The sequence below is a fragment of the Microbacterium testaceum genome (assembly GCF_001476285.1).
Classification (GTDB): Bacteria; Actinomycetota; Actinomycetes; order Actinomycetales; family Microbacteriaceae; genus Microbacterium; species Microbacterium testaceum_B.
In genome coordinates, this window is record NZ_LDRU01000001.1 from 64,937 (window position 1) to 83,162 (window position 18,226).

General features: G+C 69.6%; 20 protein-coding genes. 4 read left to right on the top strand and 16 right to left on the bottom strand.

Translation table 11 applies throughout. The annotated features are described in order from the left end of the window. Positions 1 to 179: 179 nt before the first annotated feature. The 10 genes from pheT to infC all read right to left on the bottom strand — a co-directional run bounded on the left by pheT (position 180) and on the right by infC (position 9,646). Positions 180 to 2,690: a phenylalanine--tRNA ligase subunit beta gene (gene pheT / locus NS283_RS00330; protein ID WP_058594891.1), complete on the bottom strand. Its 2,511-nt coding sequence runs from the start codon at positions 2,688 to 2,690 to the stop codon at positions 180 to 182. Beyond that, positions 2,690 to 3,730: a phenylalanine--tRNA ligase subunit alpha gene (pheS, locus tag NS283_RS00335; protein ID WP_058594892.1), complete on the bottom strand. Its 1,041-nt coding sequence runs from the start codon at positions 3,728 to 3,730 to the stop codon at positions 2,690 to 2,692. Before pheS ends, pheT begins: the two co-directional genes overlap by 1 nt. 169 nt (positions 3,731 to 3,899) lie before the next feature. Then, positions 3,900 to 4,814 carry an amino acid ABC transporter permease gene (locus NS283_RS00340; protein WP_058594893.1) on the bottom strand — a complete coding sequence of 305 codons (915 nt, stop codon included), beginning with the start codon at positions 4,812 to 4,814 and terminating at the stop codon, positions 3,900 to 3,902. Continuing rightward, entirely contained in the window at positions 4,811 to 5,461 is a 651-nt protein-coding gene (locus NS283_RS00345; protein WP_058594894.1) for an amino acid ABC transporter permease, read from the bottom strand. The genes NS283_RS00340 and NS283_RS00345 overlap by 4 nt, the downstream gene beginning before the upstream one ends. A gap of 84 nt (positions 5,462 to 5,545) precedes the next feature. Next, positions 5,546 to 6,466: a glutamate ABC transporter substrate-binding protein gene (locus NS283_RS00350; RefSeq protein WP_058594895.1), complete on the bottom strand. Its 921-nt coding sequence runs from the start codon at positions 6,464 to 6,466 to the stop codon at positions 5,546 to 5,548. Between the two features lie 122 nt (positions 6,467 to 6,588). Then, on the bottom strand, positions 6,589 to 7,350 hold the full coding sequence (locus NS283_RS00355) for an amino acid ABC transporter ATP-binding protein (protein ID WP_058594896.1): 762 nt from the start codon (positions 7,348 to 7,350) through the stop codon (positions 6,589 to 6,591). A 74-nt stretch (positions 7,351 to 7,424) separates the two neighbouring features. After that, the gene (locus NS283_RS00360; RefSeq protein WP_058594897.1) at positions 7,425 to 8,222 is read right to left on the bottom strand and encodes a TrmH family RNA methyltransferase; all 798 of its coding nucleotides are present in this window, start codon (positions 8,220 to 8,222) and stop codon (positions 7,425 to 7,427) included. Positions 8,223 to 8,324: 102 nt separating this feature from the next. After that, entirely contained in the window at positions 8,325 to 8,708 is a 384-nt protein-coding gene (gene rplT, locus NS283_RS00365) for a 50S ribosomal protein L20 (protein ID WP_013583374.1), read from the bottom strand. 29 nt (positions 8,709 to 8,737) lie between these two features. Beyond that, positions 8,738 to 8,932, bottom strand: a complete 195-nt coding sequence (gene rpmI / locus NS283_RS00370; protein WP_058232311.1) for a 50S ribosomal protein L35 — start codon at positions 8,930 to 8,932, stop codon at positions 8,738 to 8,740. A gap of 48 nt (positions 8,933 to 8,980) precedes the next feature. Continuing rightward, on the bottom strand, positions 8,981 to 9,646 hold the full coding sequence (gene infC / locus NS283_RS00375) for a translation initiation factor IF-3 (RefSeq protein ID WP_081317178.1): 666 nt from the start codon (positions 9,644 to 9,646) through the stop codon (positions 8,981 to 8,983). A gap of 207 nt (positions 9,647 to 9,853) precedes the next feature. On the opposite strand from infC, the gene NS283_RS00380 reads away from it, so the two are divergent. After that, the gene (locus tag NS283_RS00380) at positions 9,854 to 10,279 is read left to right on the top strand and encodes a DUF1844 domain-containing protein (RefSeq protein ID WP_058594898.1); all 426 of its coding nucleotides are present in this window, start codon (positions 9,854 to 9,856) and stop codon (positions 10,277 to 10,279) included. 437 nt (positions 10,280 to 10,716) lie between these two features. Here NS283_RS00380 and NS283_RS00385 read toward each other — a convergent pair whose 3' ends face one another. From NS283_RS00385 to NS283_RS00410, 6 genes are read right to left on the bottom strand one after another with little or no spacing between them, the layout of a single operon-like run. Continuing rightward, positions 10,717 to 11,544, bottom strand: a complete 828-nt coding sequence (locus NS283_RS00385) for an SseB family protein (protein WP_058594899.1) — start codon at positions 11,542 to 11,544, stop codon at positions 10,717 to 10,719. Then, positions 11,528 to 12,274, bottom strand: coding sequence for a bifunctional 1-(5-phosphoribosyl)-5-((5-phosphoribosylamino)methylideneamino)imidazole-4-carboxamide isomerase/phosphoribosylanthranilate isomerase PriA (gene priA / locus NS283_RS00390; protein WP_058594900.1), 747 nt, complete (start codon positions 12,272 to 12,274; stop codon positions 11,528 to 11,530). The genes NS283_RS00385 and priA overlap by 17 nt, the downstream gene beginning before the upstream one ends. A gap of 46 nt (positions 12,275 to 12,320) precedes the next feature. After that, entirely contained in the window at positions 12,321 to 12,971 is a 651-nt protein-coding gene (gene hisH, locus NS283_RS00395; protein WP_058594901.1) for an imidazole glycerol phosphate synthase subunit HisH, read from the bottom strand. Next, the gene (gene hisB, locus NS283_RS00400; RefSeq protein ID WP_058594902.1) at positions 12,968 to 13,582 is read right to left on the bottom strand and encodes an imidazoleglycerol-phosphate dehydratase HisB; all 615 of its coding nucleotides are present in this window, start codon (positions 13,580 to 13,582) and stop codon (positions 12,968 to 12,970) included. Before hisB ends, hisH begins: the two co-directional genes overlap by 4 nt. Beyond that, complete coding sequence (locus tag NS283_RS00405; RefSeq protein ID WP_058594903.1) at positions 13,579 to 14,664, bottom strand: histidinol-phosphate transaminase; 1,086 nt, start codon at positions 14,662 to 14,664, stop codon at positions 13,579 to 13,581. Before NS283_RS00405 ends, hisB begins: the two co-directional genes overlap by 4 nt. A 39-nt stretch (positions 14,665 to 14,703) precedes the next feature. Then, positions 14,704 to 15,054 (bottom strand): LysM peptidoglycan-binding domain-containing protein, encoded by a 351-nt coding sequence (locus NS283_RS00410; protein WP_058594904.1) that lies wholly within the window; start codon positions 15,052 to 15,054, stop codon positions 14,704 to 14,706. A 258-nt stretch (positions 15,055 to 15,312) separates the two neighbouring features. Here NS283_RS00410 and lexA point away from each other — a divergent pair, with 258 nt between their 5' ends. The 3 genes from lexA to NS283_RS00425 all read left to right on the top strand — a co-directional run bounded on the left by lexA (position 15,313) and on the right by NS283_RS00425 (position 18,210). Continuing rightward, positions 15,313 to 16,002, top strand: coding sequence for a transcriptional repressor LexA (gene lexA, locus NS283_RS00415; protein ID WP_013583385.1), 690 nt, complete (start codon positions 15,313 to 15,315; stop codon positions 16,000 to 16,002). A gap of 83 nt (positions 16,003 to 16,085) precedes the next feature. Then, on the top strand, positions 16,086 to 17,093 hold the full coding sequence (locus NS283_RS00420; protein ID WP_153003233.1) for a hypothetical protein: 1,008 nt from the start codon (positions 16,086 to 16,088) through the stop codon (positions 17,091 to 17,093). A gap of 94 nt (positions 17,094 to 17,187) precedes the next feature. Then, positions 17,188 to 18,210, top strand: a complete 1,023-nt coding sequence (locus tag NS283_RS00425) for a hypothetical protein (protein WP_058594906.1) — start codon at positions 17,188 to 17,190, stop codon at positions 18,208 to 18,210. Positions 18,211 to 18,226: the final 16 nt, after the last annotated feature.

Sequence of the window (18,226 nt, forward strand, 5' to 3'; positions counted from 1 at the left end):
GGTTGCTTCCGACTGCCCCCTTATACCGGCGGTGAGGGCAGGCCCACGTCGCAGGCGGACCTGCGCACCGTTCAGCATAAGCGCGCCTCGACGCCCGAAAAGACGGGCGCAGACGCGAGAGGCGGGATGCCACGGCCTCCGCCGCGGTCACCCCGCCCCGTCGTCGTTCTCGACGTCTGTCAGTCGCGGATCGTCGCCCCGAAACGCTCAGCGGCCACCGCGACCCCCGCGAGCTTGGCCTCGGTGGCCTCCGCCGCGGTGAGGGTGCGATCGTCAGCACGGAAACGCAGAGCGAAGGTCAGGCTCTTCGTCCCCTCGGCCAGGCCGGGACCGCGGTAGTCGTCGACGAGACGCGTGCCCTCGAGGAGCGGAGCACCCCCCTCGAGCAGCGCGGCACGGACGGCTCCGGCCGCGACGTCGACGGGGACCACGAGCGACACGTCCTGCGTCGCCGCCGGGAAGCCCGACAGGGAGGCCGCCACGACACGCGACTGAGCGAGGTCGAGCATCGCGTCGAGGTCGAGCTCGGCGACGAGCACACGTCCCGGCAGGTCGGCGTCGGCCGAGACCGCGGGCAGGACCTCTCCGACGTAGCCGATGTCGACACCGCCGGCGAGCACGCGCGCGGTGCGCCCGGGGTGCAGGGCCGCGCGCTGCGCCTGGACCAGCTCGATGTCGAGCCCGGCAGCACCCGCCAGCACGCGGACGGCGTCGACGGCGTCGGCGAGGTCGGCAGCGACGGCCACCTGGCCGGGCTGCTTCGCGACGGTGTGTCCTGTGAGCAGGACGGCGACGTGCCGACGCTGCGGCGGGATCGAGGCATCCAGAGCCGTCAGTGTGGCGGCGTCCGGACGAACCGCGAGCGGCGGGACCGACGGGGTGCCGTACTGCACGCCGGGCTTCGGGAGGAACACCGTGCCGATCTCGAACAGTGCCAGGTCGACGATGCCGCGCGAGACGTTACGGTGCGCGACCTGCAGCATCGCCGGGACGAGCGAACGGCGCAGGAACGGCGCGAGGCCGTCGAGCGGGTTCGCGAGCTTGACGCTCGGCAGCTTCTCGCCCGAGGGCGAGCCGTGCAGGGCGTTCTGATCCTCGGTCGTGAAGGGGAACGACGGCGTCTCGACGAAACCGGCGGCCGCGAGGGCGTTCGCCACGCGGCGGCGCCCCTGCTGCGCGGGCGTCAGGCCGCGACCCGAGGGCGGCGTGGGCAGCACCGAGGGGATGCGGTCGTATCCCTCGATGCGTGCCACCTCCTCGGCGAGCGTCCACTTGTCGGAGAGGTCGTGGCGCCACGAGGGGGCGGTCACCGACCAGCCGCCGTCGCGCTCGTCGACGGTGCATCCGATGAGACGCAGGGCCGACACGATCTCGTCGTCGGTGTATTCGACACCGATCAGGCCCGACACGAAGCCCGCGGGAAGGGTGATCGGGTCACGGCGGTAGGGCGCGCCGAGCGCTCCCCCGAGCTCGGTGTCGAGCGTGCCGCCGGCGAGCTCGACCATCAGCGACGCCACGCGCTCGGCCGCGACGTACGGGACCAGCGGGTCGACACCGCGCTCGAAGCGGCGCGAGGCCTCCGAGGGCAGCTTGTGCCGACGCGCGGTCCGGGCGATCGAGACCTGGTCGAACGTCGCCGCCTCGATGAGCACGTTGCGGGTCGCGTCGCTCATCTCAGTCGGGCCGCCACCCATGACGCCGGCGAGACCGATCGGTCCCGACTCGTCGGTGATGAGGAGGTCTTCCGCGCTGAGGGTGCGCACCTGCCCGTCGAGCGTCTCGAGCTTCTCGCCCTCCTCAGCGCGGCGTACCGTGATGCCGCCCTGCAGACGGTCGAGGTCGTAGCCGTGGATCGGCTGGCCGAGCTCGAGCATGACGTAGTTGGTGATGTCGATCAGCACACCGAGCGAGCGGATGCCGGCGAGCGACAGGCGCGTGATCATCCACGGCGGCGTCGGACGCGAGGGGTCGACATCGCGCACGATGCGGGCGACGAACTCGGTCGCGCCCTGACGTCCGCGGATCGGCGCGCGGTCGTCCACCGCGATCGGGAAGCCCGAGGGCGTCCGCGCGACCGCGTCGTCGTGCCCCGTCCCCGGGTCGCGGAAGTCCGCGCCGGTGGCGTGCGAGTACTCGCGCGCCACCCCGCGCAGCGACAGCGCGTACCCGCGGTCGGGCGTCACGTTGATCTCGACGGCGATGTCGTCCAGACCCAGCAGGGCGATGGCATCCGTCCCCACCGGCGCGTCGATCCCGAGATCGACCAGACGCAGGATGCCGCTGTGCTCGCTGCCGAGCCCCAGCTCCTTCGCCGAGGCGATCATGCCGTCGGACACGTGGCCGTACGTCTTGCGGGCGGCGATCGGGAACGGCCCGGGCAGCACCGAGCCGGGAAGGGTCACCACGACCTTGTCGCCGGGGAAGAAGTTGCCGGCGCCGCAGACGATGCCGCGCACCCCGCCGTGCTCGTCGCCCACGTCGACCTGGCACCAGCGGATGGTCTTGCCGTTCGACTGCGGCTCGGGCGTGAACTCGATCACTTCGCCGACGACGATCGGGCCGGAGAGCTCGAAGCGGTGAACGTCTTCTTCTTCGAAGCCGACGGACACCAGAGCCGCGAGGACATCGTCGGCCGTGGCGTCCGCGGGCACGTCGACGTACTCGCGCAACCAGGAGAGCGGGACGCGCATCAGACCACCATTCCGAACTGCTCGCTGAAGCGGACATCGCCCTCGGCCATGTCGCGCATGTCTTGCACGTCGCTGCGGAACATGAGCGTGCGCTCGATGCCCATGCCGAACGCGAAGCCCGAGTACTCCTCGGGATCGATGCCGGCGGCGCGCAGGACGTTGGGGTTCACCATTCCGCAGCCGCCCCACTCGATCCAGCGCGCCCCGCCCTTGAAGGTGGGGTGCCACAGGTCGAGCTCGGCACTCGGCTCGGTGAAGGGGAAGAAGTTGGCGCGGAAGCGCGTCTTCGCCTCGGGCCCGAACAGCACGCGCGCGGCGTGGTCGAGGGTGCCCTTGAGGTGGGCCATCGTGATGCCCTTGTCGATGACGAGCCCCTCGAACTGCGTGAACACCGGGAGGTGCGTCGCGTCGAACTCGTCGGTGCGGTAGACGCGGCCCGGGCACAGCACGTAGATCGGGAGGTCGCGCTCGAGCATCGACCGCACCTGCACGGGGCTCGTGTGCGTGCGCATGACGAGGTGACGGGCGACGGGGTCGACGAAGAACGTGTCCTGCATCTGCCGCGCCGGGTGATCGACGTCGAAGTTCAGCGCGTCGAAGTTGAACCACTCGTGCTCGAGCTCGGGACCCTCGGCAATCTCCCACCCCATGCCGACGAAGATGTCGGAGACCTGCTCCTGCAGGAGCGAGATCGGATGCCGAGCACCGACGCGCGCGCGCTGCGGCAGCGCCGTGACGTCGATGCGCTCCGCCTCGAGCTGCGCGGCCGTCTCGGCCTCGGCGAGCGCGGTCTCGCGGGCGGCGAGCGCCTGGTTGACCTGCCCGCGGGCCTGGCCGACGAGCTTGCCGAACGCGGCCTTCTGGTCGGGGGCGACGTGGCGCATCTGGGCGTTCAGCCGCGCGAGGGCGGACTGCTCACCGGTGTGAGCTGCGCGGGCGGTTTTCAGGTCGGCCGTGGTCGCGGCCGCGGCGATGGCCGCGAGCGCGGCATCGACGGCGGAGGCGACGGCCTCGGGGGTGATCTCGGGTGCGTCGGACACGAGATGAGAGTCTACCGACGGGCGGGGACACTCCCCCGCCCGTCGGGATCACAGCCCGGCTGCGCGCAGGCCTCGGCCGTGCTCGGAACCCGACTGCGCGCACCGAACCCGGCTACGCGCCGAACCCGGCCGCGATCAGAGCCCGACTACGCGCCGAGCCCCGCCGCGATCAGAGGCCGGAGGCGTCGTACTTGCCGAGGCCGCGCTGGGCGACGATCAACTCGGTGTCGGTTCCGGTCTGTCCGGGAGGCTCCGCGCCCGCGACCTGAGACGCCTTGGGCGAACGACGCAGACCGATCTCGACGCGGTGGGCGATGTACGACAGCGCGAGGCACATGGCGACGTAGATGACGCTCGCGACCATCGCTGCGGGGATCAGCGGCGATCCGTACTCACCGTTCGACCCGAGCTGGCGCGCGAAGTAGAGGAGCTCGGGGTAGGTGATGATGAAGCCGAGAGCGGTGTCCTTCAACGTCACGACCAGCTGAGCGATGATCACGGGCAGCATCGCGCGAATGGCCTGGGGCAGCAGGACGAGGCGCATGACCCCGGCCTTGCGCAGACCGATGGCATAACCGGCCTCGCTCTGTCCGCGCGGGAGGGACTCGACGCCCGCGCGAATGACCTCGGAGAGCACCGAGCCGTTGTAGGCGATGAGCGCGATGACGACGGCCCAGTACGGCGATACCTTCAGGCCGATCACCGGCAGGCCGTAGTACAGCAGGAGCATGAAGATCAGCACCGGGACGGCGCGGAGCAACTCGACGATCCAACCGACCGGCATCCGCACCCAGGCGTGGTCCGATATGCGGCCGATCGCGAGAATGAACCCGAGGACGACGGCGCCGACGGCCGCAGCCGCGAAGGCCGCGAGGGTCGCGAGCGTCGCCTCGCCGAAACGCACCCAGATGGCCGTATAGGTGAAGACGTTCCACTTGGTGGCCGAGAACTGGCCGGTGTCGAGGAAGCGCCAGACGACGAAGCCGATGACGGCGACGACGAGCAGAAGCGTGACCGCGCCGAGGATGCGATTGCGCATCCGGGCACGGGGGCCCGGCAGGTCGTAGAGGACGGAGGAGCTCATCGGGCGACCTTCCACTTCTTCTCGGCGGCGCGCTGCAGGGCCGAGAGCACGAGCACCAGGAGGACGAACACCGCCATCACCAGGATGATCGTCATGAGCTGGTTCTCACCGTTCTCGCTCATGACCGCGCGGATGTTGCCGAGGTTGACCACCGAGAAGCCCGAGGCGACGGTGGTGTTCTTCAACAGCGCGATGAAGACGCTCATCATCGGCGGGATGACCGAGCGCGTCGCCTGCGGGAGGACGACGAGCGACATGACCTGGCCGAAGCCCAGGCCGAGGGCGCGGGCGGCTTCGGCCTGTCCGACGGGGACGGTGTTGATGCCGGAGCGGATCGTCTCGGCGACGTACGTCGCCGTGTAGATGCCGAGGCCGCAGACGGCGAGAGTGAGGAAGCTCCCTCGCGGGACGTCGATGAGCAGCGGGACGCAGAACGCGAAGAAGAACAGGACGAGCGTCAGCGGGGTGTTGCGGATCCAATTCACGTAGACCGCACCCACCGCGCGCGCGATCGGAATCGGCGACACGCGCATCGCCCCGACGATGAAGCCCAAGACGAGAGCGATCAGACCGCCGCCCAGGAAGAGCACGACGGTCCCCCACAGCGCCTGCGCCCACAGGTCGGGGTAGTCGAAGATCTGATTCACCGAAGGGTGTCCGTTCTGTTCTTTCGTCGTTCGATCGAGCGGAGGGGGTGCGGGCGGCGATCGCTCGCCGCCCGCACGAGGGGCTCAGCTGACGGGGTCGACCGCCGGCTGCTCGCCCTTGACGCCCGAGGCGCCGAGGTTCTTCTCGAAGATGGCCTCCCAGGTGGAGCCGCCGTCGGTGAACATGGTGTTCACGAACTCCTGGAACGCGGTGTCGCCCTTGGCGAGGCCGACGCCGTAGCGCTCCTCGCTGAAGGGCTCGCCCGCGATCTTGAGGTTGTCGGGGTCCTGAGCGGCGTAGCCGAGGAGGATGGCCTCGTCGGTCGTCACCGCGTCGACCTCGCCGTTCTTCAGCTTCTCGACGCACTGCGAGTACGTGTCGAACTCGACGACCTTGGCGGGTGTCTCTTCGCGGATGCGCTGGATCGGCGTCGAACCGGTGACCGAGCAGACCGTGGTGTCGGCGGTCAGCGAGTCCTTGCCGGTGATGGTGTCGTTGTCGGCGGCGACGAGCAGGCCCTGTCCGGTCAGGAAGTAGGGACCGGCGAACGCGATCTGCTCCTTGCGCTTGTCGGTGATCGAGTAGGTACCGACGTAGTAGTCGATGTCGCCGTTGATGATCGCCTGCTCACGGTTCGCCGAGGCGATGGCCTTGTACTCGACCTTGGAGCTGTCAGCGGGGTCGTAGCCGAGCGACGCAGCGATCCACCGCGCGATGTCGACGTCGAAGCCCTTGCGCTCGCCCGTGACGGGGTCGAGGTAGCCGAGGCCGGGCTGGTCTTCCTTGACGCCGATGACGACCTTGTCGGCCGCCTTGATCTTGTCGAACGTCGGGCTGTTCTCGATGGTGACGTCGGTGGCGACCGCGCCGTAGACCGGGGCGTCGCTGCTGCCGCCGTCGGATCCCGCATCGGGCGAGCCGGGGGTGCCGCTGTTGCAAGCCGTCAGGGCCAGCAGGCTCGCGGCGAGGACGCCGAGGCCTGTGAGAGTACGAGGTTTACGCATGTGATGTCTCCTTGGTTACGTGTGCTGTGCGGAAAGGGGTCGGTGACGGCGCGTTCGGGTCGGCCGGGGGGAATGGGACACGAGTGGGGCGAGAGAACCTCCTTGTTCGTCGCCTCTTCCGATCAGTGCGTGATGAGCTTCGAGAGGAAGTCCTTCGCGCGATCGGACTGCGGGTTCGTGAAGAACTGCTCGGGAGCCGCCTGCTCCACGATCTGCCCGTCGGCCATGAAGACGACGCGGTTCGCGGCCTTGCGCGCGAACCCCATCTCGTGCGTGACCACGATCATGGTCATGCCCTCCTTGGCGAGACCGACCATGACGTCGAGCACCTCGTTGATCATCTCGGGGTCGAGGGCCGAGGTCGGCTCGTCGAACAGCATGACCTTCGGCTTCATCGCGAGCGCACGGGCGATCGCGACGCGCTGCTGCTGTCCACCCGACAGCTGGGCCGGGAGCTTGTCCGCCTGATGACCGACGCCCACGCGCTCCAGCAGCGCGCGCGCCTCTTTCTCGGCATCCGCCTTCTTGAGCTTGCGGACCTTGATGGGGCCGAGAGTGACGTTCTCGAGGATCGTCAGGTGGGCGAACAGGTTGAACGACTGGAACACCATGCCGACATCGGCACGCAGCTTCGCGAGCCCCTTGCCCTCCTCGGGCAGGCGCGCGCCGTCGATGGTGATGGACCCGCTCGTGATCGTCTCGAGGCGGTTGATCGTGCGGCAGAGCGTCGACTTGCCCGATCCGGACGGACCGATGACGACGACGACCTCACCGCGGTCGACGGTGAGATTGATGTCTTTCAGCGCCTGGAACTGGCCGTAGTGCTTCTGCACATCGGAGACGACGACGAGGGGCTCGGAGCCCGCCGGGGGAACGGATGCCATGCGTTCACCCTATGAGAGCGACGAGCCGGCGACCACCTCGGAACGCGCGCCTTAACCGTTCTGTAACAGCGGCCTCACCGCGCGCGCTGCGCGAAAGCCGTCTCGTACAGACACACGCTCGCGGCCGTCGCGAGGTTCAGCGACTCGGCGCGGCCGTAGATCGGCAGGCGCAACGACAGGTCGGCATGAGCGAGCGCCGTCTCGTCCAGCCCCCGCGCCTCGTTGCCGAAGAGCCAGGCCGTCGGCTCCGACAGGAGGTCTCGGGATGCCAGGAAATCGTCGCCGTCGACATCGGCGGCGACCACGCGCAACCCGGCCTCGTGCGCTCGCGCGACGACGTCGGCGAGATCGAGGTCGACCGCGACGGGAAGGTGGAACAGCGACCCGGTGGTCGAGCGCACGACCTTCGGGTTGTACGGATCGACCGTGCGCCCGGTGAGGACGACAGCGTCGGCACCCGCGGCGTCGGCGGCACGGATGATCGTGCCGAGGTTGCCGGGGTCGCGCACCTCCTCGCAGATCGCGATGAGGCGCGGGTTGCCCGCGAGCACGTCCCTCAGGGCCGTCGGAGTCTGCCGAGCCACCGCGACGATGCCCTGGGGCGTGACCGTGTCGGCCATGGCATCCAGGACCGCCTCGGTCGTGTACTGCAGGTCGACGCCCGCTCGCTCGGCGGCATCGCGCACATCCGTGTGCTTCTCGAGAGCCGTCGGGGTCGCGTAGAGCTCGAGCACCGTCTCGGGCGCCCACGCGAGGGCTTCGCGCGCGGCCTGCGGACCCTCGAGGAGGAAGAGGCCGGTCTCTTGACGGGCGGCGCGCTTGCTGAGCTTGGCCACGGCGCGCACCCGCGGCGAACGGGGGTTCTCGAGCACGTCCTCAGTGTATGGCGTGGGCGGCATAGACCCCGGAAGCCGCGCGGAAACGACGAACGGGCGCCCTCCGGAGAGGACGCCCGTTCGGTACGAGGACGCGTTTTACGCGGTCTTCGGAGCGTTGACGTCGCTGGGCAGCGCCGCCTTCGCGGTCTGGACCAGCGAGGCGAACACGGCGGGCTCGTTCACGGCGAGCTCGGCGAGCATACGACGGTCGACCTGGACACCCGCGAGGCCGAGGCCCTGGATGAAGCGGTTGTACGTGAGGCCGTTCTGGCGCGACGCAGCGTTGATGCGCTGGATCCACAGGCGACGGAAGTCGCCCTTGCGCTTGCGACGGTCACGGTACGCGTAGACCAGGGAGTGGGTGACCTGCTCCTTGGCCTTGCGGTACAGGCGCGAACGCTGACCGCGGTAACCGGAGGCGCGCTCCAGGATGACGCGACGCTTCTTGTGGGCGTTTACTGCCCGCTTGACTCTAGCCATTTCTGTTTCTTCCTAACGTGCGTCGGCGCTCAGAGACCGAGGAGCTTCTTGGCGACCTTCGAGTCACCGGCGGCCAGGACCTGCTCCTGGTTCAGGCGGCGGGTGCGCTTCGAGGCCTTGCCTTCGAGGTTGTGGCGCATGCCGGCCTGCTGCTTCATGAGCTTGCCGCTACCGGTCAGCTTGAAGCGCTTCTTGGCGCCCGAGTGGGTCTTCTGCTTCGGCATCTGTCTTCCTTCGTTGGTGTTCCCGACGGAGCGGGAGTCTGGGGAGCTTTACTCGGCGGGGGCCGAGCTGGGCGTTTCTTCCGGGGCCGAGTCGCCACGGGAAGCGCTGCGCGCCGCCTCGCGGTTCGCCGCGCGCTGCGCGTTCTGCTCGGTCTTGACCTCGGACTTGTTCTTGTGCGGGGCGACCACCATCACCATGTTGCGGCCGTCGATCGTGGGGTTGGACTCGACGGTGCCGAACTCGGCGACATCTTCCGCGAACTTGCGGAGCAGGCGCACACCCTGCTCGGGACGCGACTGCTCGCGACCGCGGAACAGGATCATCGCCTTCACCTTGTCGCCCGCCTGGAGGAAGCCCTCGGCGCGCTTGAGCTTGGTGATGTAGTCGTGAGCCTCGATCTTGAGGCGGAACCGGACCTCTTTGAGGACCGTGTTGGCCTGGTTACGACGCGTTTCCTTGGCCTTCTGCGCGGCCTCGTACTTGAACTTGCCGTAATCCATGATCTTGACCACGGGAGGCTTCGAGCTCGGCGCAACCTCGACCAGGTCGAGGTCCGCTTCCTGGGCCAGGCGCAGCGCAGCTTCGATTCGGACGATGCCGACCTGCTCGCCGTTGGGTCCGACGAGACGGACCTCCGGGACTCGGATGCGCTCGTTGGTGCGGGGATCGCTGATGCGGAACTCCTCTTGTGTGCGGGTGGTGGCCGCCGCGATCCGATCGAATCGCGGGCGAAGAGGAGTACACACGCCACCCGGCACGGTGCTGTCAGCACCGGCTTCTGCACCCAGACGACCCCGTGCGAAACGGAGCGGAGTGCGGGAACCCGGTAGCCTGGAGCGGCAAGCGCGGGTGGGATGTGATCCTCTTTCGTACGGAGTGAGACACTCCGAAGCCCGCCATAGTCTAGCAGAGAGATTCACGTGGACACGATCCCCTCCGACCAGCCCGCCGACGACCACTCCGCGCACCGCCACGGAGCCGAGGACGAGCGTCTCGCCCGCTGGGAGGAACAGGAGCGCGCCGCATCCTCGGCCACCCGCGACATCGCCGACGTCCCCGCCGTCGAGGTCATCACGACCGCCGCCGTCCACCTCATGAGCGCCGCCGCCGTGAAGACCGGCCTGGCCGACGATCCGAAGCAGCAGCTCGACCTCGACGAGGCCCGCAAGCTCATCAACGCCCTCGCCGGCCTCATCACCGCCGGCGCCCCCGAGATCAGCGACATGCACGCGCGCTCCCTGCGCGACGGGCTGCGGTCGCTGCAGCTCGCGTTCCGCGAGGCGTCGACCATTCAGGACCCGATCGGTAAGGGGCCGGGCGAGAAGTGGACGGGTCCCGTCACGTAGGTCGCTCGTTCTGGGGTACCGGCTGCGGGGTGCCCCTCTTCCCAGGCAAGAACGGGGACCCCTGCCCCGATTGCCTGGGAAGAGGGGCACCCCTTCGCCTGTGCCGCAGGACAGCTCCTCCGCGACACCCGCGAGGTACGGAATGGCATCCCTTCGCCCTGCGCCACCGCAGGACAGTTCCTCCGTGACACCCGCGGGGGTATAGAGGGGCACCCCTTCGCCTGTGCCGCAGGACAGTTCCTCCGTGACACCCGCGGGGCTATAGGGGAGCACCCCTTCGCCCTAAGGCACCGCGGGGCACCTCCTCCCTAACACCCGCGGGAGGAGGGGCGGCTCGGTGGACCGTGGGGTGGTCTGCCGGAGCCGAGGTCCCTGAGCCTGTCGAAGGGACCGGGACCGCTGAGGGCGACCCCCACGCCGTCGGAGTGCTGTGCGGGTCAGGCGTCGGAGCTGCGGTGCAGCTTCACCGTCAAAGAATCGACGAGCACGGCGATGCGATCGTCGGCGGACCAGCGGCGCGCGATGCGCGCCAGCACGGCGTCCAGCTCTTCCTGCTCGAGGCCCGACATCAACTGCAGGTGCACGACCAGCTCGGGCCCGCGCAGGCGGCCCGTCGGATCGCCCGACTCGACCGCGAGATCGAGCACGGCGAGCTCCCCCGAGATGCTTTCCTGCAGCCCGGTGAAGATCGTCGGCGACGTGTGCGCCGGCTCCCACGGCTCGCCCTGCGCAATGGCCCAGACCGCGGGGCGGCGCAGGACGAACTCCGTCTCGGAGGCCGGGTCGATCACGATGAGCTCGGTGTCCTCGGACGCCGCGGCCAGGGCCGTGCGGCGGCCGTCCGCGGGGACGGGGCGGGCCGTGGCATCCCATGTCTGGAGGGCCGCGACGGACGTGAACACGGGCAGCACTTTGCGACCGTCGGGGGCGGCCACCGTCACGATCGACAGCTCTTGGGTCTTGTCGACCTCGAGTCCGTGCGGCCCGACGCCATGATCGCCCTTCTCAGCGACGAGGGGGATCAGGAGGCGCGCTTCGCGGTACGCGTCGACCACTGCGCGTGCATCGCCGTCCCCCGTGCGGAACGCGAGCAGGGCCGCCAGCAACGCGGGATCGGCGGAGCCGTCGTCGCCCGAGTGGGGGTTGGCCTGAAAGCTGCGCCCCTCCCAGGGGACGCCGGCCGAGTCCGCGTGGGCACCGTGCGCGCCGTGCGCGTGAGAACCGTGCGCGTGGGCGCCGTGCGGATCGTCAGTGTCCGGCGACATCCAGTGCCTCGGCCAGCGTGAACTGGCCCGCGTAGAGCGCCTTGCCGACGATCGCACCCTCGACGCCCAGCGGCACGAGTTCGCGGAGCGCCGCGATGTCGTCGAGGCTCGATACGCCGCCCGAAGCGACGATCGGCTTCGGCGTGCGCTGCGTCATCTCGCGCAGCAGCTCGATGTTGGGGCCGCGGAGCGTGCCGTCCTTGGTGACGTCGGTGACCACGTAGCGGCTGCAGCCGGCGTCCTCGAGGCGGTCGAGGACGGTCCAGAGGTCGCCGCCGTCGCGGGTCCACCCGCGCGCCGCGAGCGTGGTCCCGCGGACGTCGAGACCGACGGCGATCGCTTCGCCGTAGCGGTTGATGACGTCGGCTGCCCACTCGGGGTTCTCGAGCGCCGCGGTGCCGAGGTTGATGCGGCTCGCGCCGCTCTCGAGTGCCGCCTCGAGCGAGCGGTCGTCGCGGATGCCGCCGGAGAGCTCGACCTGCACGCCCTTGACCTGCTTGATGACCTTGCGCATCACGTTCGCGTTGCTGCCTCGACCGAAAGCCGCGTCGAGGTCGACGAGGTGGATCCACTTCGCGCCCTGGCGAGCGAAGTCCGCCGCGGCGTCGACGGGGTCGCCGTAACTGGTCTCGGTGCCGGCCTCTCCCTGGGTGAGGCGGACGGCCTTTCCGTCGGCGACATCGACCGCCGGAAGCAGCACAAGTTCGGGCGTGGACGCGAAATCGTTCATGGCTCCTCGGACCCGTCGGCGCATCTCGCCGAGCCTGGGCACGAGGTCACACAGTAGTCGTGCGCAGCCCGTCTATCCAATTGGCGAGGAGCCGGATGCCGGCCTCGCCCGACTTCTCGGGATGGAACTGCGTCGCCGACAGCGGCCCGTTCTCGACCGCCGCGAGGAACGGCGCCCCGTAGGTGCACCAGGTCAGGACGGGCTCGGGGAACGGCGGGGTGACCTCGAGCGACCACTCCTGCGCCGCGTAGGAGTGCACGAAGTAGAAGCGCTCGTTCTCGATCCCGTCGAACAGGCGCGAACCGGCTCCGGATGCCACGGTGTTCCAGCCCATGTGCGGGAGCACCGGGGCCTCGAGCTCGGCGACGGTACCGGGCCACTCCCCCAGACCCTCCGTGTCGGCCCCGCGCTCGATGCCGCGCTCGAACATGACCTGCATGCCCACGCAGATGCCGAGAACCGGCCGACCGCCGGCGAGACGCCGGTCGATGATCTCTCCGCCGCGGCTCTCGTTCAGGGCACCCATCACCGCGCTGTACGCGCCGACACCCGGGACGAGCAAGCCGTCGGCGTCGAGCAGCAGCGAGCGGTCGGAGGTCAGTCGCGCATCGGCACCGGCCTCGATCAGCGCTTTGACAGCGGAGTGGACGTTGCCGGAACCGTAGTCGAGGACAGCGACGAGCGGCTTGGACGTCACAGTGCGCCCTTGGTGCTCGGGATGCCGTCGACCAGCGGGTCGAGCGCCTTCGCCTGGCGGAACGCCCGCGCGAGCGCCTTGTACTCGGCCTCGGCGATGTGGTGCGGGTCGCGCCCCCCGAGGACGCGCACGTGCACCGTCAGACCCGCGTGGATCGAGATCGCCTCGAACGAGTGCCGAACGAGCGAGCCGGTGAAGTGACCACCGATCAGGTGGTGCTCGAAGCCCGCGGGCTCGCCCGTGTGCACGAGGTAGGGGCGGCCACTGATGTCGACGACCGCCTGGGCGAGCGCCTCGTCCAGGGGGACCAGGGCGTCGCCGTAGCGTGCGATGCCCGACTTGTCGCCGAGCGCCTGACGGATCGCCTGCCCGAGCACGATCGAGGTGTCTTCGACGGTGTGGTGTGCGTCGATGTGCGTGTCGCCGGTGGCGCGCACGCGGAGGTCGGTCAGCGAGTGCTTGGCGAACGCCGTCAGCATGTGATCGAAGAACGGAACCGTGGTCTGGATGTCACTGGCACCGCGTCCGTCGAGGTCGAGCTCGAGCTCGATGTGCGACTCGCTCGTCTCTCGCGTGAGAGAAGCGGTGCGGGGCGTGGCGGGGCCGGTCATGACCGCGATCCTACCGAGGCGAGGGCATCGAGGAACGCGGTCGTCTCGTCGGCCGTGCCCGCCGTCACGCGCAGGTGGTGCGCGATACCGACGTCGCGGATGAGGACGCCGCGGTCGTACAACGCCTTCCAGGTGGCGGCGGGGTCGTCGACACCCCCGAAGAGCACGAAGTTGGTCCACGACTCGTGCGCCGAGTAGCCGAGAGCCGACACCGTGGCCGAGATCCGATCGCGTTGAGCGACGATCTCGTCGACCATCGACAGCATGGTGTCGGCGTGGCCGAGCGCCGCAGTCGCCGCAGCCTGAGTGAGAGCACTCAGGTGGTACGGGAGCCGCACGAGGCGCAGGGCGTCGACGAACGCCGGGTCGGCGGCGAGGTAGCCCACTCGCGCACCGGCGAAGGCGAAGGCCTTGCTCATGGTGCGCGAGATGACGAGTCGAGGACGACCGGGCAGCAGGGTGACAGCGGACGGCTCGTCGCGGGGCGCGAACTCCTGGTAGGCCTCATCGACGATGACGATCCCGTCGGTCGCGTCGTAGACCGCCTCGACGACGTCGAGTCGAAGCGGCGTCCCCGTGGGGTTGTTCGGCGCGCACAGGAACACGATGTCGGGACGCTGCTCTCGCACCTGGGCTGCGGCCGACTCGGGGCTGAGCGTGAAGTCGTGCGCGCGGTCTCCCGCGATCCAGCGCGCCCCGGTTGCGCGCGTGAGGATCGGGTACATCGAGTAGGTCGGCGCGAAGCCCATGGCCGTCCGTCCGGGCCCGCCGAACGCCTGCAGGATGTGTTGAAGCACCTCGTTCGATCCGTTGGCCGCCCAGATCTGTTCGGGCGTCAGGCCGTGACCGAGGTAGCCGGCGAAAGCCTCACGGAGGCCGGTGAACTCCCGGTCTGGATACCGGTTGACGTCGCGCAGCGCCCGGGCGACGGCATCCAGGATGTCGTCGGCCACTTCCGCCGGAACGGGGTGCGTGTTCTCGTTCACGTTGAGGGCCACAGGCAGAGCGGCTTGCGGAGCGCCGTAGGGCGTCATCCCGCGGAGGTCATCGCGGAGAGGGAGGTCGTCGAGGCGCACAGTCACCTCACCAATGGTAGGCCGCCGCGACGATCAGCCGACGCCTCAGGGCGCGGCGAGGTATTCGGTGGGGATGGCGATGCGCTGGCCCGCCGAGACCGCTCCGCCGTCGAGGGCGTTCAGGCGCGAGATCCGCGCCACGACGTCGCGGGGATCCGCCTGGGGAGCCACGTCTTCGGCGATCGACCAGAGGGTCTCGCCGCTCATCACGGTGATCTCGGCGAACGAGCCGCTCGGAGCGCCGCTCTCGCTCGACGCGAGCGCGGACCCGCCGCCGACGACGGCGATGGCGAGAGCGACCACCACGGGCAGCGCGGCGAGGAACGCCACGACGCGACGACCGCGTGCGGTCAGACGCAGGCGAGTGGTGGGGGCGGTGAGGGTGATGCTGCTCATGGTGTGCTCCTTGGTGGGGAGAGATTCGCACCCCGCCCTCGGCCGGGAGGGCGGTGGTGCGAATCTGTATTCCGAATCTATCTTCGATACTTTCGAGTGTCAACACCGGCTGTGATCGGAGACGAATCGAACGCGACACGCGTGAGGCTCCGTGTCATTCGGGTCGTCAACCGGATACGGTTTCGACACGGAGACCTCACCACCAACCTCCGACATTCGAATTTCCGCCGCAGAACGCGCGGCGCGAGGGGAGCTCAGATGACCGACGCGACGACCGCCGCCGGCCGCGAACGACCGCAGACCCGGCGGCGCAAGAACCTCAGCGACAAGCAGCTCGCGATCCTCGAGGTGATCCAGCGCTCCATCGCGCGGCACGGCTACCCGCCGAGCATGCGCGAGATCGGCGACGCGGTCGGACTGAAGTCGCTCTCGAGCGTCACCCACCAGCTGAATCAGCTCGAACTCAGCGGCTACCTGCGCCGCGACCCGGGCAAGACGCGCGCGATGGAGGTGCTCATCGACCTGCCGGGCGCCGCCGCCGAGAACCCGGCCGACACCGCCCCGGCGCTGGGTGACGCGGCCCTCGTCCCCCTCGTCGGACGCATCGCCGCCGGGGTCCCGATCACGGCCGACCAGCAGGTCGAGGAGATCTTCCCCCTCCCCCGCCAGCTCGTCGGCAAGGGCGAGCTGTTCATGCTCAAGGTGTCGGGCGACTCGATGATCGATGCCGCGATCTGCGACGGCGACTGGGTGGTCGTGCGCTCTCAGGCGACCGCCGAGAACGGCGAGATCGTCGCGGCGATGCTCGACGGCGAGGCGACGGTCAAGACCTTCCGCCGCCGCGACGGTCACACGTGGCTCCTTCCCCGCAACAGCGCGTTCGAGCCGATCCTGGGCGACGAAGCGGTCGTCCTCGGCCGCGTCGTGGCGGTGCTGCGCGCGGTCTGACGCCCTCTGGCGGCGCGTCCCGGTGGCGAGTCCGGCGCGCCGTGATGTCTCCGGGGCACGGCCCGACCCGCGACAATGGCGCCATGCCTGACGGACACCTCTCCCTCGCGCCGACCCTCGGCGGCGCCACGCCGAAGACCCGGCGGAGAATCCGTGCCGTGGCATCCGTCGTTCTGCTGGCTTTCGCGGTCCTCGCGGTGCCCCTGGCCCTCGTCGCGGCGTGGGCGCGACTTCAGCTCGTCGACGAGGATGCCTTCGCGGCGACGCTCACCCCCCTGGCCGCCGACCCACGAGTGCAGAGCCTCGTGATCGACGAAGCGACGAGCGCCATCACCGCATCACTGGACGCGTCCGCGTCAGACGCCGCGGTGCCACCGACCGCGGCGCGGGCGCTGGAGCTTCTCGGCCGCCCGACCGCGGCGGCGGCGCGTTCGCTCACGGAGCGTGCCGTGACGGAAGTGGTCCGCTCGGACCGCTTCTCGAGCGTCTGGGCCGCGGTGGTGCGCACCTCCCACCGCGCTCTCGTGTTCGGAGCGACGTCGGACGGCGGCGGCATCATCGTGCTGACTCCGGACGGCCTCGGGATACAGGTCGGCGGGGTGGTGTCGGCGATCACCGACGAACTGAGTCTGCAGGGCTCCCCCGTGGCGGCTCTCATCCCGAGTGTCGATCGCGTGGTCATCGTCGACGACGGCGCGCCGTTGCGCGTGTTGCGCGCCGGCTACGCCGTGGCCACCGCGGTGGGCGTGCTGCTACCCGCCTTGGCGGTGGTCCTCCTCGCGGGCGGAGCCCTCGTCGGACAGCGAAGAGGACGTGCGATCATCGGCACCGGACTGGCGATCGCCGTCGGTTCCGGAATCCTTCTGATCGGTGCGGCTGCGGCGCCCGACGTCGTCGCCCGCACCGCCGCCGCCAGCGGTCTCGATCCCGCGGGCGTCTCCGCCATCGTCCGCCAACTGTTGACGTCACTCGTCGGGTCGTCTGGCCTGGCCTTCGGCGCGGGGGTCCTCCTCCTCGCGGCCGGCCTCATCGTCGCGCGGCACACGAACCGGACGGGCGCCCCGTTGAGCCCGGCCGGGCCGAGCAGCTGAGCATCCGACGTCGACGCCCGGCGATCTCGCGACGACCACGGATGGCCGCATCCGGCCGTTACCATGACCGAAAGCGCAATCGGAAGCGAGCCCCGTGTCTCCCAACCCCGCCCCTGGCGACCCTTCTTCCGCCGAGGGTGACACCACGGCACCCACCGCCCTCGGCTCCGCCGAGCCGGCACCCACCGAGACACGCGCTCCCGGCGATGACCACGCGGCCGCCCCGCGGTCGCGGCCCCGCCGCAGCACCGTCATCCTCGGTTCGGGCCTCGCACTGCTCGTCGTCGCCGCAAGTGCGGGGTTCTTCTGGCTCAGCGCGCAACTCGCTGCATCCCAGAAGCAGATCCTGGATCAGCAGCAGCAGATAACCGACCAGCAGCGTGAGCTCGAGGAGCAGCGGGCGCAGCTCGATCGCAAGGAGCAGTTCGGCGCGGCCATGCAGGAGCTCTATGCGACGATCGATCCGCTCGTGGGCCTCCCGTACGCGTCGCTCGTGCCCTGGAGCGAGGTCGAGGGGTTCGCCCACAGCGCCTGGGTGCACCGGGAGAGCGTCGTGACGATGGAACGTGACATCACCGACGTCAAGATGTTCACGACGAAGCTGGCCAACCGCGTGGAGGCCGCGCGCTCCATGGCCTCCACGAACGCGACGGGGAGCCCGTGGGAAGCCGCGCTCGACTCGCTCGGTCACGGGTGGGTGACCATGACATATGACGAGAGCAACCGCCCGTGCGGCCTCGAGGCGATGGCCTGCGTCTCGAGCGCGGATCCCTTCGTCGTCCACGTCAGCAGCGACACCCGCGACACCTCGACACTGACGGACTGGATGCGCACCGGAGTCGCGTACCACGAGTACTCGCACGTGCTGCAGTTCACCAACCCCGAGGCCACGGCATCCGCACTCACCGCCTTCGGCGGCAATGCGGAGACGATGGCGGACTGCTACGCGCTGACCTTCCTCGACGGGTGGACGTTGGACCACGTGGTGCCCATCGACAGCTCCTCCTACTGGGAGGTGAGCGTGGGCTACGGCTACACGTGCGACGATGCGCAACGCCAGGTCATCCGTGACTGGGTGGGAAGTCTGGGCGTGCAGAAGCGCACCGTCTCGCAGTGAGCACGGGCGAGGCGGG

Coding starts and splice junctions, on each gene's coding strand:
- NS283_RS00355 (WP_058594896.1), bottom strand. CDS start 7,350: ATGGCATCCGTTCCCCCGGCGGGCTCCGAGCCCCTCGTCGTCGTCTCC.
- lexA (WP_013583385.1), top strand. CDS start 15,313: ATGACCGACGCGACGACCGCCGCCGGCCGCGAACGACCGCAGACCCGG.
- NS283_RS00410 (WP_058594904.1), bottom strand. CDS start 15,054: ATGAGCAGCATCACCCTCACCGCCCCCACCACTCGCCTGCGTCTGACC.
- hisB (WP_058594902.1), bottom strand. CDS start 13,582: ATGACCGGCCCCGCCACGCCCCGCACCGCTTCTCTCACGCGAGAGACG.
- NS283_RS00340 (WP_058594893.1), bottom strand. CDS start 4,814: ATGAGCTCCTCCGTCCTCTACGACCTGCCGGGCCCCCGTGCCCGGATG.
- NS283_RS00420 (WP_153003233.1), top strand. CDS start 16,086: ATGCCTGACGGACACCTCTCCCTCGCGCCGACCCTCGGCGGCGCCACG.
- rpmI (WP_058232311.1), bottom strand. CDS start 8,932: ATGCCGAAGCAGAAGACCCACTCGGGCGCCAAGAAGCGCTTCAAGCTG.
- priA (WP_058594900.1), bottom strand. CDS start 12,274: ATGAACGATTTCGCGTCCACGCCCGAACTTGTGCTGCTTCCGGCGGTC.
- rplT (WP_013583374.1), bottom strand. CDS start 8,708: ATGGCTAGAGTCAAGCGGGCAGTAAACGCCCACAAGAAGCGTCGCGTC.
- pheT (WP_058594891.1), bottom strand. CDS start 2,690: ATGCGCGTCCCGCTCTCCTGGTTGCGCGAGTACGTCGACGTGCCCGCG.
- NS283_RS00350 (WP_058594895.1), bottom strand. CDS start 6,466: ATGCGTAAACCTCGTACTCTCACAGGCCTCGGCGTCCTCGCCGCGAGC.
- NS283_RS00385 (WP_058594899.1), bottom strand. CDS start 11,544: ATGTCGCCGGACACTGACGATCCGCACGGCGCCCACGCGCACGGTTCT.